The following is a 15,430-nucleotide window of genomic DNA, read 5'->3' as shown; positions in this document are numbered from 1 at the left end:
CCCTACTCCGCGGCCACGGTTGCGCCCTGCACGACAGTGCGCGGCGCCCGGTACTCGGAGATACGGTCTTCGATCTCGTGGCGGAAGTGACGGATGAGACCCTGGACCGGCCACGCCGCAGCATCGCCCAGTGCGCAGATCGTATGACCTTCGACCTGACCAGCCACGTCCAGCAGCATGTCGATATCCGACACCTCCGCCTGACCCTTTGCCATCCGTTCCAGCACACGCCACATCCAGCCAGTGCCTTCGCGGCACGGCGTACACTGGCCGCAGCTCTCATGCTTGTAGAAGTATGAGATGCGCGCGATCGCCTGAATGAGGTCAGTCGACTTGTCCATCACGATGACAGCCGCCGTCCCGAGCCCTGAGCGCAGGTCCCGCAGCGTGTCGAAGTCCATATAGGCATCCATGATCTGCTCGGCCGGCACCATCGGCACCGATGAGCCACCAGGAATCACGGCCTTGAGGTTCTCCCAGCCGCCACGAATACCGCCGCAATGGGTTTCGATGAGATCACGGAAGGTGATCGACATCTCTTCCTCGACATTGCACGGCTTGTTCACATGGCCAGAGATGCAGAATAGCTTGGTACCGGTATTATTCGGGCGGCCAAAGCCTGCAAACCATTCGGCACCGCGGCGCAGAATGGTCGGCGCAACGGCAATCGATTCGACATTGTTCACGGTCGTCGGGCAGCCATAGAGACCGGCATTGGCCGGGAATGGCGGCTTCAGGCGCGGCTGGCCCTTCTTGCCCTCGAGGCTTTCGAGCAGCGCGGTTTCCTCGCCGCAGATATAGGCCCCTGCGCCATGATGGACATAGAGATCGAAATCCCAGCCATTCTTGTTGTTCTTGCCGATGAGGCCAGCCTCATAGGCTTCCTTGACGGCTTTCTCCAGCGCCTCGCGCTCGGCAATATATTCGCCGCGCAGATAGACGTAGCAGGCATGCGCGCGCATCGCATAGGAGGCGATCATGCAGCCTTCGATCAGAAGGTGCGGGTCATGCCGCATGATCTCGCGGTCCTTGCACGTGCCGGGCTCGGACTCGTCGGCGTTGACGACCAGATAATGCGGGCGCTCCCGCACTTCCTTGGGCATGAAGGTCCACTTGAGCCCCGTAGGAAAGCCAGCCCCGCCGCGCCCACGCAGGCCCGACGCCTTGATCTGGTCGCAGATCCATTCCGGTGTCTGTTGGAGCATCTCACGCGTCAGATGCCAGGCACCGCGCTTCCTGGCCTCTTCAAGACCAGGCGAGTGCGCGCCATAGAGATTGGTAAAGATGCGATCCTTGTCCTGCAGCATTAGCTTTTGTCCTCAGATGCAAGTGTCTTGGCCTGCTCGATCCAGGCTTCCCTGTCGATACGGCCACGGAACGACAGATACCCGTCGACCCATTTTACATTGTCGCGCGTCCATGCAGCGATCTGGCTGAAAGTGTGCACGCCGAGCCCATTGAGCTGTTTCTCAATTTTCGGCCCTACGCCCTTGATTTTCTTCAGATCATCGGACGCCTCGGCCTCGACATCAGCCGCTTCCGGGCGCTGGCCTTCAAGCTCCGCGCCATCATCAGCCTTCGGCGCCGCGTCGCGCTTGGGTTCCGAAGACGTCGCCCCTTCAGGCTTGATCTCATCATCAGCCGCCTCGACAGCCTTCTTGGATGGCTCTTCGCGGTCGGTATTCGTTGGCTTGTAGCGCGGAGGTTCCCCCTTGGCTTCGGCCTCAGGCTCGTCGCCATCCGTCGCCTCCGGAAGGTTCGGCAGACCGCCCGCACCATTGCGCGAGCCGTCATAAAGGTCTTTTTCCTTCAGCGTCGTCGCCCCGCCGACAGGCGCACTGTTCAGCCGGTCGACGAAATTACCAGGTGGCACCGCGACTCCGCCTGCCAGCCGCGAGAGGATCTCGTCCAGCGACTCTGGCGTCAGGTCTTCGTAATAATAGTCATTGATCTGCACCATCGGCGCATTCACGCAGGCGCCGAGACACTCGACCTCTTCCCACGACAGACGCCCATCATCGGTGACGGCCATCTTCTTGCCGATCCGCTTCTCGCAGACCTTTTTGAGATCATTCGCCCCGCGCAGCATGCACGGCGTCGTGCCGCAAAGCTGGACGTGGTTCTTGCCGACAGGCTGAAGCCGGAACATCGTATAGAAGGTCGCGACCTCATAGACGCGGATATACGGCATCTCCAGACGGTCAGCGACCGTCCGCATGGCTGGCTCGGACAGCCAGCCGCCATTGTCCTTCTGCGCCAGCCAGAGCAGCGGAATGACAGCCGAGCGCTTCTTGTCCTCTGGATACTTACCCATCCAGAACGCAATCGTCGGCTCCGTTTCGGCGTTGAAAGCGAACGTTTCGCCTCCAGCCTCAATATCAAAACGGCGTAGAGCCATTAGCGGTCGATCTCCCCAAACACGATATCGAGCGAACCCAGAATGGCAGACACGTCTGCCAGCATGTGGCCCTTGCACAGATGGTCCATGGCCGCGAGGTGCGGAAAGCCGGGCGCGCGGATCTTGGCGCGGTACGGACGGTTCGATCCGTCGGCAACCAGATAGACACCAAACTCACCCTTCGGCGCCTCGACGCAGGCATAGACTTCGCCTTCGGGCACGTGGAAACCCTCGGTGTAGAGCTTGAAGTGATGGATCAGCGCTTCCATTGAGCGCTTCATGTCGCCCCGGCGCGGCGGCGAGACTTTCGACCCGGCCAGCAGAACCTCGCCCTCGGGCATATTCTCGATGCACCATTTCATGATGTCATTTGACACCAGCATCTCTTCCATCCGGCAGACATAGCGGTCGTAATTATCACCATTATTGCCAACGACGACCTTGAAGACGTCGCCCGGAATCTCGTCATAGATCTCGTAAGGCTGCGAGCGGCGAAGATCCCAGGCGAGGCCGGAGCCGCGCACCATGACGCCGGAAAAGCCCCACTCCATGATCATCTTTTCATCGACAACGCCGATGTCGACATTGCGCTGTTTGAAGATGCGGTTCTCCGTGACGAGGTCTTCGATCTGAGCGAGCGCCGCCGGGAACTGCTCACAGAAGAACATGATGTCATCGATCAGGTCCTGAGGCAGATCCTGATGGACGCCGCCAGGCCGGAAATAGGCAGAGTGCATGCGCGAGCCCGAGGCCCGCTCATAGAACCCCATCAACTTTTCCCGCTCTTCAAAGGCCCATGTAATCGGTGTCAGCGCGCCGACATCCATGATCTGGGTGCCAATATTCAGGAGGTGGCTCAGCAGCCGGCCCATCTCTGAATAGAGAACGCGAATGAACTTCGCCCGCCGCGGCACTTCGAGACCGAGCAGACGCTCGATCGCCAGGCACCAGGCATGTTCCTGGTTCATCGGCGCGACATAGTCGAGCCGATCGAAATAAGGCAGGCCCTGAAGGTAGGTCTTGTATTCGAGCAGCTTCTCGGTGCCGCGATGCAGCAGGCCGATATGGCTGTCGATACGGTCAACGACCTCACCATCGAGATCCATGATCATGCGCAGCACGCCGTGCGCGGCCGGGTGCTGCGGCCCAAAGTTCAGCGTGAACGTGCGGTCGTCCTCAGGAGGTGTGCCATCAGCCATTGTCAGCCTCCTTTTCTGCTTTCTCGTCGCCCGGCAATTCTGTCGTCATGCCTTCCCACGGCGAGAGAAAATCAAAGTTGCGGTATTCCTGAACGAGGCTCACCGGCTCGCTGACAACGCGCTTTTCAAGGTCGTCATAACGAACTTCGGTATAGCCTGTCAGCGGGAAATCCTTGCGGAGCGGATAGCCCTCAAAGCCATAATCAGTCAGCAGGCGGCGCATGTCCGGATGGCCCGCAAAGCGGATCCCGTACATGTCGAAGGCTTCTCGCTCGAACCAGTCGGCGCTCGGGTGCAGGCCGGTAAGGCTCGGCACGACCGCGTTCTCATCGGTCGATATCTTGACGCGGATGCGCTGGTTCAGGCGCATCGACAGATAGTGATAGACCACCTCGAAGCGCTGGCTGCGCTCTGGATAGTCGACCCCGCAAATGTCGATCAGCGTCTCGAAGACACACTGATTGTCATCCTTGAGGAATTTCGACAGCCGCACGATGGAATCGCGCTCGGCAATCAGCGTCAGCTCTCCATGATGAACATGGAAGCTTTTCACCATGTCGGCGCACGAGTCGCTGACATGTTCGCCAAGCTCTTTCAGGGCTTCACTCATGACCGGTCAATCCTTCCCGCCTAGCGCTCAATCGAGCCTTCGCGGCGGATCTTCTTCTGAAGTTGCAGCATACCATAGACGAGCGCTTCGGCGGTCGGCGGGCAGCCGGGCACATAGATGTCGACAGGAACGATCCGGTCACACCCGCGCACCACGGAATATGAATAGTGATAATAGCCGCCGCCATTGGCACATGAACCCATGGACACGACGTAACGCGGCTCTGGCATCTGGTCGTAGACCTTGCGAAGGGCCGGCGCCATCTTGTTGGTCAGCGTACCGGCAACGATCATCACGTCGGACTGACGCGGCGAGCCGCGCGGTGCCATGCCGAACCGCTCAAGGTCATAGCGCGGATTGCCGGCCTGCATCATCTCGACCGCGCAGCATGCCAGACCAAAGGTCATCCACATGAGCGAGCCGGTCCGGGCCCAGGCAATCAGGTCATCGGCGCGGGCGGTAAAATAGCCTTTGTCTGCGAGGTGATCGGAGAGACCGGCAAAAAACGGATCGTCAGGACGGACATCATGCCCGCCTTCGACACCGGCGCGGCCAGCTCCGAGTGCATATGGCTTGTAATCGTCTGCCATTTATTCCCACTCCAGCGCCCCACGGCGCCATTCGTATATGAAACCTATCGTCAACACGCCGAGGAACACGACCATGGACCAGAAACCGAAGACGCCGATAGCGCCAAGGCTGACAGCCCAGGGGAAGAGGAAAGCCACTTCCAGGTCGAAGATGATAAAGAGAATGGCGACGAGATAGAAACGGACATCGAATTTCATGCGCGCATCGCCAAACGCCTTGAACCCGCTCTCATAGGCGGAGTTCTTTTCGGGGTCCGGATTGGACGGCGCCAGCACTGCGGCGCCAATGATAAAGAGCAACGACAGGATCACGCCAAGACCCAGGAACAGGATCACTGGCAGATAGTCGAGGGCAAAACTTTCAATCTCGGTCATTCAGGAGCGCTCCTCGAAGGACGGTGCGTCGAAAGCGTCGGGTTAGGACGCTTTCAGCGCGATGGCAACATGCCATCCCCATCATAACTAACGTGGCTGGCGGAAATTTCTGCCCCCTCGCATGCGGCGAGGCGACGCGCTGGCTGCAACCGGCTGCCAGCTGAAAATGCGACGGATTTGCAGGTGCCGAAATCCGTCCGTCAACGCGCCAATTCCGTCAACGCGCCAATCCTGACACCGCCCAGACACCGCCGGAACACCCTCAGTGCACGCTCACTGACCCAAAGTTTCCGCCCCCTGTTATCTCCCGTCTAGGCTCTCTGCCATGATCGCCCGTGACTGGATCTTCGAAACCCTCGGCATGCTGGACCTCAGGTACTGGCCCATCTTCCTGTGGGAGCTTTACTGGCTCGACCGCTAACTAGACGCCCGCCGCGCCGAGTACAGCTCAGGCCTCATCGGCTTTGCAGTCTGCAAGAAAGGCCGCGTCTATATCACGCTGCAGGCTTTCGGGGATGAACCAAGCCAGACCGACTGGACCCAATTCGCCCCGCGCGCACCTTGGCTAAAGCTTACTCCCGGCAATGTGGTTGGGCAGCTGCGCGCAGTGGCATCTGATAAATCCGGTCTCACCGACCTGATCCGACTTGCCATCCAATCAGCAAACTCAACGCTGCCAGGCCTCTATCAGCAAATCGCCCTACCCCAAAAACCACCCTGAAACCCACACCCACTCCTGCCGCAGATACCTGCGAAAGCAGGTATCCATGGCGCTTCAGACAAACCACAGCCGCAGCCCACCGGGCCTGAGGCCGCCCGTGCTGCTTCATCCTTCGACAAGCTCAGGATGAGGCCCGCAAAAACACCACGGTAAGAAAGACCTGAATAAGAAGCACAGAGCTACGCCTACTCCTCAAGCAACCTCACCACACCCAAAACCTCATCCTGAGCCTGTCGAAGGATGAAGCCCCGAACCGAACGCCCGAAGGAAAGACAACAGCCCTGAGCCCGATCCATCGCGAAACGAAGTGGAGCGGGGATCAAACTCAAAAGACAACAGCCCTGAGCACAGCTCATGTGAGGCGCGAAGCGACGATACGGAGCTAGGATAAAATGGTGCCCGGGGGCGGATTTGAACCACCGACACGCGGATTTTCAATCCGCTGCTCTACCCCTGAGCTACCCGGGCGGGTCATTGGGGAAACGGCGTCATAACGCCCGTTCAGACCGTTGTCCAATCCCCTGTTTCATCTTTTTGCAGCAGGCGTGGACCGACCTCAGCTATAGCGCGGCTGCACAGTCTCGGCCTGCGCGCCATTAGCGGCCCGCACGGCCTCGCAAGCCGCATCGAGATCGCGCAAATAATCGTCGATCATGTCGGCATGTTTGGGCGACAGCATGAGATGGAGGCTACGGGGCTCCTTGGTCACAGAGGTAAACCAGCCGCGCTTGTAAAGCTCGGCATAGATCGCAAACGGATGAAGGTCCGGGTGACGGAAAGCGATAAGCCCGAGGACCGGCGTCCCCAGAACTTCAAACCCACGCTCGCGCACACCTGCCTCGACCTGCTCGCGCGCCGCGCAGACTTTGCCCTGAAGCCGGCGATACCCCTCGACACCGAGATGGTTCATCACCGCCCAGGCCGCAGAGATCGCCCCGCCCGGCCGGGTGCCAGCGAGGGTCGGCGTCTTCATCGGCGCGCCGGACCATCCGGCCAGATCGAACGGCATATAGGCGTAAAGCTCTTCGGACCGGAAAAGCACCGTCGAGGCACCCTTGGCGGCATAGCCATATTTGTGAAGATCAGCGCTCATCGAGCGGACGCCCGGCAGCTCGAAATCGAAAGCCGGAACCGGCACGCCATTCATGCGCGCAAACGGCGCCAGAAAGCCGCCAACGCAGGCGTCGACATGCAGCCAGACATCTCTGGCGACCGCAACATCCGACAGAGCCTCGATCGGATCTATAATACCATGTGGAAAATTCGGAGCGGAGCCGACCATCATGATCGTATTCTCATCCAGCGTGGCCGCCATGGCAGATGGATCAGCCTCGAAGCTGCCACCGGTCTTCAGTGGTACGCGCCGGACCTCCACGTCCATGAGGTGCGCAGCCTTGTCAAAGGCAAGATGGGCAGACTGCGGCAGGACGATATTGGCCGGCCCCGCCTGCCCTTTCGAGCGCGCAAAGTCCCGCGCCGTCTTGATCGCCATCGTGATCGAATCGGTGCCGCCGGACGTCATGGCGCCGGTTGCGCCTTCCGGACCATGCAGAAGGCCGAGCGCCATGGAGACAACTTCCTTCTCCATCTGCGCCAGCGACGGAAAAGCAGCTGGGCCAAGCCCGTTTTCGGACATGAAAGCGGTATACGCTTCCTTCTGGACCTGCTCGACTTCGGGGCCCGCATTGAAGACATAGACGGCCGTCTTGCCGTCCCGCCACTTGGCATCGCCCGCTCCGCGCTCTGTCATCTCAGACTTCAGCTCAGCCCAGTTTCGTCCGGTTTTTGGTAATTGCATGTCTGCCTCCCGAAGAAAGGTCAGCATAATTGGCGCGCGCAGCAATGGCGACCCCTACAGGACTTGAACCTGTAACCGTCGGATTAGAAGTCCGGTGCTCTATCCAGTTGAGCTAAGGGGCCAGAGAGCGCGGGACTAGTGGGTCCAGGGCTGTTTGCGGTCCGGTGAGAAATTCTGCGCGTAGGATTTCACCAGACGCTTAGGCTCACGCGACTCATCAACTGTGAAGGTGAGTTTCTCGCGCTTGGCAAAATCGATCGCCTGTTCGCGCGTTTCGAAATGCATACGGACCTGACCAGTGGTGTCATTGATGCTGGTCCAGCCCATGAGAGGATCAGCAAACCTTGCATTTTCAGACCGAAACTCGAGGACCCATTCGCGCGTCTTGCCTCGTCCAGACTGCATGGCAGTCTTGCTGGGCTTATAGATCCGCGCGTCCATGGTCGCCTCCAGAAAATCGATGGTCGGAGCGAGAGGATTCGAACCTCCGACCCTCTGGTCCCAAACCAGATGCGCTACCAGGCTGCGCCACGCTCCGACATCGGAGGCCCTTTTATGCAGACAGGCCTGCGCCTGCAAGCCCTATTTCACTGTTCGACGCAGTACGCGAAAAGTCGCGTCCGCACGCGCTGCCAAACCCTGGTCTACCTTGAGGTCGGCGCTGACATGAACGACGCCAGCATCGGCCGAAATGACGCGCGGATGGGCCTCCAGCCAGTCGCCCGGCCGGATGGTGCCATAGAAGCTCGTTGTCAGTTTCAGCGTTACCGACATCTTGCGGGTCTCGTACCAGACGGCCCAGGCCAGCGCCCCGTCAGCAAAAGAGCTCACCATGCCGCCATGCATGAAGCCCATACTGTTGCAGTGGCGCTCAAGCACCCAGATCCCGCTGCGAAGGTCACCCTTCGCAGTGGCGCGGCAGACAGGCCCGTTGCGGGTCGTGAACGGACCGCGAGACGAAGAGATGTCGAACCCTTCGGGCGGGGCGCGCTGGACCTCGCTATTCTGCGGCATCATTTCCAAAGATCGGATGACGGACCGTATCGCCAGGCTGAATGCCGAGCTCTGCGGCGCGCCCTGCATTGATCTCCAGCACGCCTTTAACCGGAATACCCGGCGAGATTGTACGCAGCGACCCCGGCACGGTGTTGCGGGCGATCATGATGATGGAGCCTGCTTCGGAAATAAACAGCATATCCAGAGGGATAAGCGTGTTTCGCATATACATTGCGGGCTCACGCCGATTGCCGAAATCAAACAGCATGCCGGCATCATCGCCAAGCTGTTCGCGGTTCATCAGGCCGTAGGAAATCTCATCCGGCTCGTCTGCGATCTCTATGTCGAAACCGTGCATGCCATTCGACGATTCGATTGACAGGCTGGAGGTCTCAAGCGCGTCAGACGGCGCTTCAATCTGCGCATCGGCAGGGGGCGGGGGCAGCAGGGATGTGCTGATGCTCAGCGCCGCAATGGCAAGAAGTGTTCTCATGAGAGGGGTTTAGCGTGGCCCCCTCACGCACACAACATGTCTTGCCTGTACCGAGACCTGTTTCGGGGCCTGTATCAGGCCCGACCTAGTCGCCGATCACTGCGCTGACATATTCGCCGCGCGTGCCGTTGGAGATCGTCGCGGTGAGCATCTGGCCGGGTTCAATGACACTCACACCGCTGCGCCGCAGGACAGAAATATGAACGAATACATCTTCTTCACTGCTGAGCCGATTTACAAATCCGAAGCCGCGTTCGGCGCTGAACCATTTGACGACCACACCCTCAGGCTCAGGCGCGTCGCCCTTTTCCTTTGCGATCACTTCTCGCGGGCGATCCATCTCGATAATGTTTTCAACCTGCCAGCCGCGTTCGCACTCAACCGCATCACAGACGATGCGGGCACCCTCATCCGCATCCACTTCGCCATAAGCGCGAAGCGCCGAGATGTGGATCATGATGTCGCCGCTAAGCTCGGTGGAGGTGACGGAGTCCGGTATGATGAAACCGTAGCCCTTGGCCGGGTCGAACCACTTGATAGCCCCGATCACCCTCACAGAAGGCGACGGTTCGGCTTTATCAAGTCCAGATCTCAATGCGCTCATCTACCCACCAGTCCCTGAGGAGATAGTAGAAAAGCCGAATCACAATGTCATCCCCGTGAGGGACAAGAAATCGTGTTTTACGGGAAATTGTGAAAAAACTGGCACTCCCTAGGGGAATCGAACCCCTCTTTCCAGGTTGAAAACCTGGCGTCCTAACCGATAGACGAAGGGAGCGCTCTGTTTGGAACGCGCGATATAGCTGCCTGCCGCTTCGCATGCAAGCGCGTCTGTGATGACAAGACAGTTTTTTGCAGTTCGGTGAGCCGACACGTATTTTTTGGCCCTGAAAGCCGCAGACCCAATTTCAACTCAGGTCCGCCCGGTATCGACAGGCGCTGCGTCTATGAGCTCGAACTGGGCGCGCCGGCGCCCGTTCCAGACATCGCATTTCAGGCGCCCGACCAGATGAAAGCGGCCCCTGCCCTGCAAGGCATCGCCGAGCGGGGTGCCAACGCTACGCCAGCTAAGTGCCTCGACCCGCCCGCTTGAGCTTTCGGCCGTGAGCCGCAGATGATTGGCGCCTATGGGCCTCGTATGCGTGACGTGCATGTCGGTCAGCGCAAAATATGGCTCTGGCGCGCCCTGGCCGAAGGGGCCGAGACGCGCAATCTGATCGAAGGTCTCCGGCGTAATCGCCCCGGCATCGAGAAGCGCGTCGACGCGAAGCTCCCGCGCGGCATCGCGCTCGGTCGCGAACTCGCTGAGATGTGTATTCAGCCAGGCAGAGAAGGGCTCGATCTGTTCGGGGCGGAGGCTGAGACCGCCCGCCATCGCGTGGCCTCCGCCAGAGAGAATATGCCCGCTCTTGGCGGCATGACCGATCGCATCGCCAATATTCACCCCGCGAACCGACCGCGCCGAGCCCTTGGCCACAGGGCCAAGGTCATCGCCCCAGCCAATGACAATGGTTGGGCGGTGGAACCTGTCCTTGATCCGCCCGGCCACGATACCGATGACGCCCGGATGCCAGCCTTCGCCGGAGACAACCAGCACATGACTGTCCGGGTCCCGCTCCAGCTGGCGTTCGGCCTGGGCTGTTGCGATTTCCAGAATGTGCGCTTCGACGGCCTTGCGCTCATCATTGAGGCCATGCAGCCGTTCGGCCAGTTCGATCGCTTCCTGCCGGTCGTCGGTCGCCAGCAATTTGGCCGCAAGCCATGGGTCGCCAACGCGGCCGCCGGCATTGAGCCGCGGTCCAAGTACGAAGGTCGCGTGATAAACGCTTTCGATCTTGCCTATGCCAGCCACATCGGCGAGCGCTCTCAGCCCCGGATTGCCGTCGCGCGCCATGATCTTGAGGCCCTGATGCACGAAAGCGCGGTTGGCATCGTGCAGCGGTGACATGTCGCAAAGCGTGCCGAGCGCGCAAAGGTCCAGCCATTCAAGGATATTCGGCAAGCCAGTGGGAGGTGCGATACCGCGTTTTCTCGCTTCGGCGTTCAAGGCCGCCAGCATCACATAGACGACTCCCGCCGCTGCGAGATGCCCGTAGCCAGAGGCGTCGTCGGGCCGATTGGGATTTACGAGCGCGGCAACTTCCGGCCATTCATGGCCCATAAGGTGGTGGTCGATGACGATAACCGGCAGGCCGATTGTGCGCGATTCTTCCAGCGCTTCGGTGGCCGCTGCGCCGCAGTCCACGGTAATAACGAGATCGGCGCCCTGCTCTTTCAAATAGCGGAACGCGGCAGGTGACGGACCATAGCCTTCGGTCAGGCGATCAGGGACGTAGAGCCCCAGCTCGCGCTCCCATGCCCTGAAGTAGCGGGCAAGGAGCGCCGAAGATGTGCCCCCGTCGACGTCATAGTCAGCAAAGACCGTCACGTTCTTGCCGTCGATGATGGCATCGAGAATCAGGCCGGCGGCTTTTTCCATGTCCTTGAAAGTCGTCGGGTCTGGAAACGTCTCGCGAAGCGTTGGCGACAGGAAACCCTCAGCGGCGCCCGCGCCAATGCCGCGCAAGGACAAGAGCCGAGAGATAAAGTCCGGCGTTCCAAGGGACAGGCTGAGCTGCCTTACGGATGTGTCGTCGGCGTCGGCTAGCGACCAGTAGCGGTCGCCAAGCGATTGGCTGACATTAAAGAGGAAGCCGCTCTCCGGCATCGCTTAAGCGGTACGATAGCGCGACTGGATCTTGCGGACCATGCCGTCTGCAGAGCTCATCACCAGCGTGTCGGTCGTGGTCACGCCCGGCCTGACAATGACCCCATCGACGAGACCGCCTTTGGTGACGCCCGTTGCACAGAAAACCGTCTCTCCGCTCGCGAGCTCATCAAGATCGTATTTGCGGTCGAGCTCAGTAATGCCGACCCGTTTGGCGCGTGAACGCTCATCTTCGTTGCGGAAGAACAGCCGGCCCTGCATCTGGCCGCCAACGCATTTGAGGGCTGCAGCGGCGAGCACGCCTTCGGGCGCGCCGCCCTGGCCGATATAGAGATCGATGCCGGTATCAAGATTGGTCGTGTTGATCACACCGGCCACATCGCCGTCGGAAATAAGGCTGATCCGCGCGCCGACGCTGCGAATGCTCTCGATGATGTCGGCATGACGCGGACGATCGAGCACGCAGACCGTTATCGATTCAACGGGCCGTCCGGCAGCTTTCGCCATCGATTTGATATTGTCGGCAGGGGAGGCATCAAGATCGATCACGTCCTTCCCGTAGCCGGGGCCGATCGCGATCTTGTCCATATAGGTGTCGGGCGCATGCAGAAGCCCGCCGCGCGGCGAGATGGCGAGAACCGCCAAGGCATTGGACATGGACTTTGCCGTCAGCGTGGTGCCTTCGAGCGGATCGAGGGCGATGTCGATTTCAGGGCCGCTGCCGGTGCCGACCTCTTCGCCGACATAAAGCATGGGCGCCTCGTCGCGCTCGCCCTCACCAATGACGACCCGCCCCTTGAATTCGACTGTGTTGAATGCTTTGCGCATCGCATCAACGGCAGCCTGATCGGCGGCTTTTTCATCGCCAAAGCCAGCAAGCCTCTGCGCCGCGATTGCGGCCACTTCAGTGACCCGTACCATTGCATCAGCCAGATGCGGGACCAGAATGCTGTCAGTCATTATATTCCTCGCGGGTGCCCAGGGGCTGCCCCTACTCCGATGAAGCCTCAATTGCCATAATCTGCGGTGTTCCTACATTGGACTCAAGCGACTGCAAGCGCTCTCGCGCACGTCCGATTTCGCGGCGCGAACAGATATGTGTGACGATCGCAATCGGCGCAGCACCATCGTCACCGGCTGAATCCTGAAGCAGCTTGTCGATAGAAACATCTGCTTCAGCGAGCGCTTCGGTCAGCTCAGCCAGCGTACCAGCCTTGTCCATCAGCTTCACGCGCAGGAAGTAGGCAGATGTCTCTTCAGGCTCTGCGACAACGAATTTGCGGCGGGCATGGTGATCGGCATGGCCGAATGCGGGGCGAGCGATTGGATTGAAGAGTTTCGCAACGTCGCCCATCACGGCGCTTGCCGTCGGTCCTGGACCGGCGCCCGGGCCCGTCAGCGTAACAGCGCCGAGCGGCTCACCTTCAACGCGGACTGTGTTCAGGCTGCCATTGATACGCGCCAGAGGGTGGGCCTTTGGCAGCGCAAATGGCTCAACCCGGCAAACAACACCATCCGTCGTCGCCTTGGCTTCGGCGATGAGTTTGATGCGCAGGCCAAGACGGTCAGCCAGATCGAGGTCGAGCAGTTCTATTCCCTCGACGCCTGAAACCGCCACTTTGGAGAAATCGAGATCGGCCGAGAACGCAATCGCTGCGAGGATGGCTGCCTTGTGGGCGGCATCCATTCCCGACACATCGAGCGTCGGATCGGCTTCAGCATAACCGAGCCTCTGGGCTTCAGCCAGGACCGTCTCATACGATTTGCCCGTATCGAGCATCTCGCTCAGCAGAAAATTGCACGTCCCGTTGAGAATGCCGGTGACGCGCTTGATCTCAACGCCGGCCAGCGAATCGCGAAGAACCCGAACGATCGGAACGCCGCCAGCGACGGCGGCTTCAAAAAGAAGATCGACGCCATTGTCACGGGCAAGCTTTGCAAGCTCCTGACCGTGCATCGCGATCAGGGCCTTGTTAGCGGTGACGACCGATTTGCCAGCCTTGATCGCTGTTTCGACGGCGACCTTGGCTGGGCCGTCGGATCCGCCGATCAGCTCGACAAACACATCAACCGAATCGTCAGCGGCAAGCCGCGCGGCATCATCGAACCAGCGATAGGCATCAGTGTCGACCGGGCGGTTGCGGCCGCGATTGCGCGCGGTGACGCCGGTAATCTCTACCTTGCCAGGCAGACGAAGATTCTCCTGGCGCTGGACCAGATCTACGAGGCCGCAACCGACATGGCCGAGGCCTGCTATACCGAGTTTTACCGTGTTCAAGAGACCGCTCCTCGTTCTTCCAACGCATTGTCAGCGGCCCTGCTATCAGCTTCGCAAGATTGAAGAAACCTCTTGATATTGCGGGCGGCCTGGCGGATCCGCTGCTCGTTCTCGACAAGCGCGATACGGACATAGCCTTCGCCGCGCTCTCCGAAGCCGGAGCCGGGAGAGACGGCAACGCCGGCCTCATTGATCAGGGCGAGCGAGAATTCGAGGCTGCTCATTCCCTTGCACTGCGCAGGGATTGGTGCCCAGCAGAACATGGAAGCCGTCGGCTTCGGCACATCCCAGCCAGCGCGCCCGAAGCTTTCGACGAGGATGTCGCGGCGCGCGCGGTAGATTTCGCGGGCCTCGGCAACGCAGTCCTGCGGGCCATCAAGTGCGGCGCAAGCGGCGACCTGGATCGGCGTGTAGGCGCCGTAGTCGAGATAGGACTTTACCCGGCCGAGCGCGCCAATGAGGCGCTCATTGCCAGCGGCAAAGCCAATCCGCCATCCCGCCATGGAATAGGTTTTAGACAACGTCGTCGTCTCGACAGCCAGGTCGCGCGCGCCATCGACCTGAAGGATCGAGGGCGGCGGATCGTCGAAATAGATCTCATTGTAGGCAAGGTCCGACAGGATCCACATGTCGTGCTTGCGCGCGACTTTTACCGCTTCCTTGTAGAAATCGAGATCAGCGACCGCGGCCGTCGGGTTGGACGGATAGCAGAGCACCATCGCCGTTGGTGGCGGCACGCTGTAGCGGATCGCGTGATCGATATTGGAGAGGTACTGTTCAGGCGTGTGCGCCGGCACGCCGCGGATCGACGCACCGGCAATGATGAACCCGAACGAGTGCAGCGGATAAGATGGGTCGGGCGCGAGAATCACATCACCGGGCGCTGAGATCGCCTGCGCCAGATTGGCGAAACCTTCCTTGGAGCCGAGCGTCACGATGACCTCGCGGTCCTTGTCGAGCGTCACATCGAAACGGCGTTTGTAATAGTTGACGAGCGAGCGGCGCAGGCCCGGGATTCCGCGTGAGGCCGAATAGCCGTTTACGTCCGGTTTGCGGGCTGTCTCGCACAGCTTGTCGACAATATGCTTGGGGGTCGGCAGGTCCGGGTTGCCCATGCCGAGATCGATGATGTCTGCGCCGTTCGCGCGAAGGGCCGCCTTGCGGCGATTGACCTGCTCGAACACATAGGGCGGCAAACGCCTGATCTTGTAAAACTCTCCGGCCATGACCGACTCCACACAGGACAAATTGAGAACTTGGTATTG

General features: G+C 60.2%; 15 protein-coding genes and 4 tRNA genes. All 19 read right to left on the bottom strand.

Annotated elements, in window-relative coordinates:
- Nucleotides 1–2 precede the first annotated feature (2 nt).
- Nucleotides 3–1,307 (bottom strand): NADH-quinone oxidoreductase subunit NuoF, encoded by a 1,305-nt coding sequence (gene nuoF / locus F550_RS0103570; protein WP_018147155.1) that lies wholly within the window; start codon nt 1,305–1,307, stop codon nt 3–5.
- Nucleotides 1,307–2,398 carry an NADH-quinone oxidoreductase subunit NuoE gene (gene nuoE, locus F550_RS0103565; protein ID WP_018147154.1) on the bottom strand — a complete coding sequence of 364 codons (1,092 nt, stop codon included), beginning with the start codon at nt 2,396–2,398 and terminating at the stop codon, nt 1,307–1,309. The genes nuoF and nuoE overlap by 1 nt, the downstream gene beginning before the upstream one ends.
- A complete protein-coding gene (locus F550_RS0103560) occupies nt 2,398–3,597 on the bottom strand; it encodes an NADH-quinone oxidoreductase subunit D (protein WP_018147153.1) in 1,200 nt (399 codons plus the stop codon). Before F550_RS0103560 ends, nuoE begins: the two co-directional genes overlap by 1 nt.
- Nucleotides 3,590–4,207: an NADH-quinone oxidoreductase subunit C gene (locus tag F550_RS0103555; protein WP_018147152.1), complete on the bottom strand. Its 618-nt coding sequence runs from the start codon at nt 4,205–4,207 to the stop codon at nt 3,590–3,592. The genes F550_RS0103560 and F550_RS0103555 overlap by 8 nt, the downstream gene beginning before the upstream one ends.
- Before the next feature lie 20 nt (nt 4,208–4,227).
- Nucleotides 4,228–4,797, bottom strand: coding sequence for a NuoB/complex I 20 kDa subunit family protein (locus F550_RS0103550; RefSeq protein ID WP_018147151.1), 570 nt, complete (start codon nt 4,795–4,797; stop codon nt 4,228–4,230).
- A complete protein-coding gene (locus F550_RS0103545; protein WP_018147150.1) occupies nt 4,798–5,172 on the bottom strand; it encodes an NADH-quinone oxidoreductase subunit A in 375 nt (124 codons plus the stop codon).
- Nucleotides 5,173–6,286: 1,114 nt separating this feature from the next.
- Nucleotides 6,287–6,361, bottom strand: a tRNA-Phe gene (locus tag F550_RS0103535).
- Between the two features lie 88 nt (nt 6,362–6,449).
- Nucleotides 6,450–7,691, bottom strand: a complete 1,242-nt coding sequence (locus tag F550_RS0103530) for a pyridoxal phosphate-dependent decarboxylase family protein (protein WP_026180541.1) — start codon at nt 7,689–7,691, stop codon at nt 6,450–6,452.
- A gap of 45 nt (nt 7,692–7,736) precedes the next feature.
- Nucleotides 7,737–7,813 (bottom strand) — tRNA-Arg (locus F550_RS0103525).
- A 13-nt stretch (nt 7,814–7,826) separates the two neighbouring features.
- Entirely contained in the window at nt 7,827–8,132 is a 306-nt protein-coding gene (locus tag F550_RS0103520) for an ETC complex I subunit (RefSeq protein ID WP_026180540.1), read from the bottom strand.
- Between the two features lie 20 nt (nt 8,133–8,152).
- A tRNA-Pro gene (locus tag F550_RS0103515) sits at nt 8,153–8,229 on the bottom strand.
- 44 nt (nt 8,230–8,273) lie between these two features.
- Complete coding sequence (locus tag F550_RS0103510; protein ID WP_156807810.1) at nt 8,274–8,708, bottom strand: PaaI family thioesterase; 435 nt, start codon at nt 8,706–8,708, stop codon at nt 8,274–8,276.
- Nucleotides 8,692–9,180, bottom strand: a complete 489-nt coding sequence (locus tag F550_RS0103505; protein ID WP_018147147.1) for a DUF192 domain-containing protein — start codon at nt 9,178–9,180, stop codon at nt 8,692–8,694. The genes F550_RS0103510 and F550_RS0103505 overlap by 17 nt, the downstream gene beginning before the upstream one ends.
- An 85-nt stretch (nt 9,181–9,265) precedes the next feature.
- Nucleotides 9,266–9,784 carry a cold-shock protein gene (locus F550_RS0103500; protein ID WP_026180539.1) on the bottom strand — a complete coding sequence of 173 codons (519 nt, stop codon included), beginning with the start codon at nt 9,782–9,784 and terminating at the stop codon, nt 9,266–9,268.
- Nucleotides 9,785–9,883: 99 nt separating this feature from the next.
- Nucleotides 9,884–9,958 (bottom strand) — tRNA-Glu (locus F550_RS0103495).
- 135 nt (nt 9,959–10,093) lie between these two features.
- Nucleotides 10,094–11,887, bottom strand: a complete 1,794-nt coding sequence (gene recJ / locus F550_RS0103490) for a single-stranded-DNA-specific exonuclease RecJ (RefSeq protein ID WP_018147145.1) — start codon at nt 11,885–11,887, stop codon at nt 10,094–10,096.
- A 3-nt stretch (nt 11,888–11,890) separates the two neighbouring features.
- Nucleotides 11,891–12,847 carry a class II fructose-bisphosphatase gene (gene glpX, locus F550_RS0103485; protein ID WP_018147144.1) on the bottom strand — a complete coding sequence of 319 codons (957 nt, stop codon included), beginning with the start codon at nt 12,845–12,847 and terminating at the stop codon, nt 11,891–11,893.
- A gap of 31 nt (nt 12,848–12,878) precedes the next feature.
- Complete coding sequence (locus F550_RS0103480) at nt 12,879–14,165, bottom strand: homoserine dehydrogenase (protein WP_018147143.1); 1,287 nt, start codon at nt 14,163–14,165, stop codon at nt 12,879–12,881.
- Nucleotides 14,162–15,391 carry an LL-diaminopimelate aminotransferase gene (locus F550_RS0103475; RefSeq protein ID WP_018147142.1) on the bottom strand — a complete coding sequence of 410 codons (1,230 nt, stop codon included), beginning with the start codon at nt 15,389–15,391 and terminating at the stop codon, nt 14,162–14,164. The genes F550_RS0103480 and F550_RS0103475 overlap by 4 nt, the downstream gene beginning before the upstream one ends.
- Nucleotides 15,392–15,430: the final 39 nt, after the last annotated feature.

This window comes from Henriciella marina DSM 19595, from assembly GCF_000376805.1.
In the GTDB taxonomy this organism is placed as follows: domain Bacteria; phylum Pseudomonadota; class Alphaproteobacteria; order Caulobacterales; family Hyphomonadaceae; genus Henriciella; species Henriciella marina.
This window is presented reverse-complemented; position numbering and strand designations above follow the sequence as displayed.

Bases quoted from the DNA above. Each gene is read 5' to 3' on its own strand.
- nuoF (WP_018147155.1), bottom strand. From the start codon at position 1,307: ATGCTGCAGGACAAGGATCGCATCTTTACCAATCTCTATGGCGCGCAC.
- nuoE (WP_018147154.1), bottom strand. From the start codon at position 2,398: ATGGCTCTACGCCGTTTTGATATTGAGGCTGGAGGCGAAACGTTCGCT.
- F550_RS0103560 (WP_018147153.1), bottom strand. From the start codon at position 3,597: ATGGCTGATGGCACACCTCCTGAGGACGACCGCACGTTCACGCTGAAC.
- F550_RS0103555 (WP_018147152.1), bottom strand. From the start codon at position 4,207: ATGAGTGAAGCCCTGAAAGAGCTTGGCGAACATGTCAGCGACTCGTGC.
- F550_RS0103550 (WP_018147151.1), bottom strand. From the start codon at position 4,797: ATGGCAGACGATTACAAGCCATATGCACTCGGAGCTGGCCGCGCCGGT.
- F550_RS0103545 (WP_018147150.1), bottom strand. From the start codon at position 5,172: ATGACCGAGATTGAAAGTTTTGCCCTCGACTATCTGCCAGTGATCCTG.
- F550_RS0103530 (WP_026180541.1), bottom strand. From the start codon at position 7,691: ATGCAATTACCAAAAACCGGACGAAACTGGGCTGAGCTGAAGTCTGAG.
- F550_RS0103520 (WP_026180540.1), bottom strand. From the start codon at position 8,132: ATGGACGCGCGGATCTATAAGCCCAGCAAGACTGCCATGCAGTCTGGA.
- F550_RS0103510 (WP_156807810.1), bottom strand. From the start codon at position 8,708: ATGATGCCGCAGAATAGCGAGGTCCAGCGCGCCCCGCCCGAAGGGTTC.
- F550_RS0103505 (WP_018147147.1), bottom strand. From the start codon at position 9,180: ATGAGAACACTTCTTGCCATTGCGGCGCTGAGCATCAGCACATCCCTG.
- F550_RS0103500 (WP_026180539.1), bottom strand. From the start codon at position 9,784: ATGAGCGCATTGAGATCTGGACTTGATAAAGCCGAACCGTCGCCTTCT.
- recJ (WP_018147145.1), bottom strand. From the start codon at position 11,887: ATGCCGGAGAGCGGCTTCCTCTTTAATGTCAGCCAATCGCTTGGCGAC.
- glpX (WP_018147144.1), bottom strand. From the start codon at position 12,847: ATGACTGACAGCATTCTGGTCCCGCATCTGGCTGATGCAATGGTACGG.
- F550_RS0103475 (WP_018147142.1), bottom strand. From the start codon at position 15,391: ATGGCCGGAGAGTTTTACAAGATCAGGCGTTTGCCGCCCTATGTGTTC.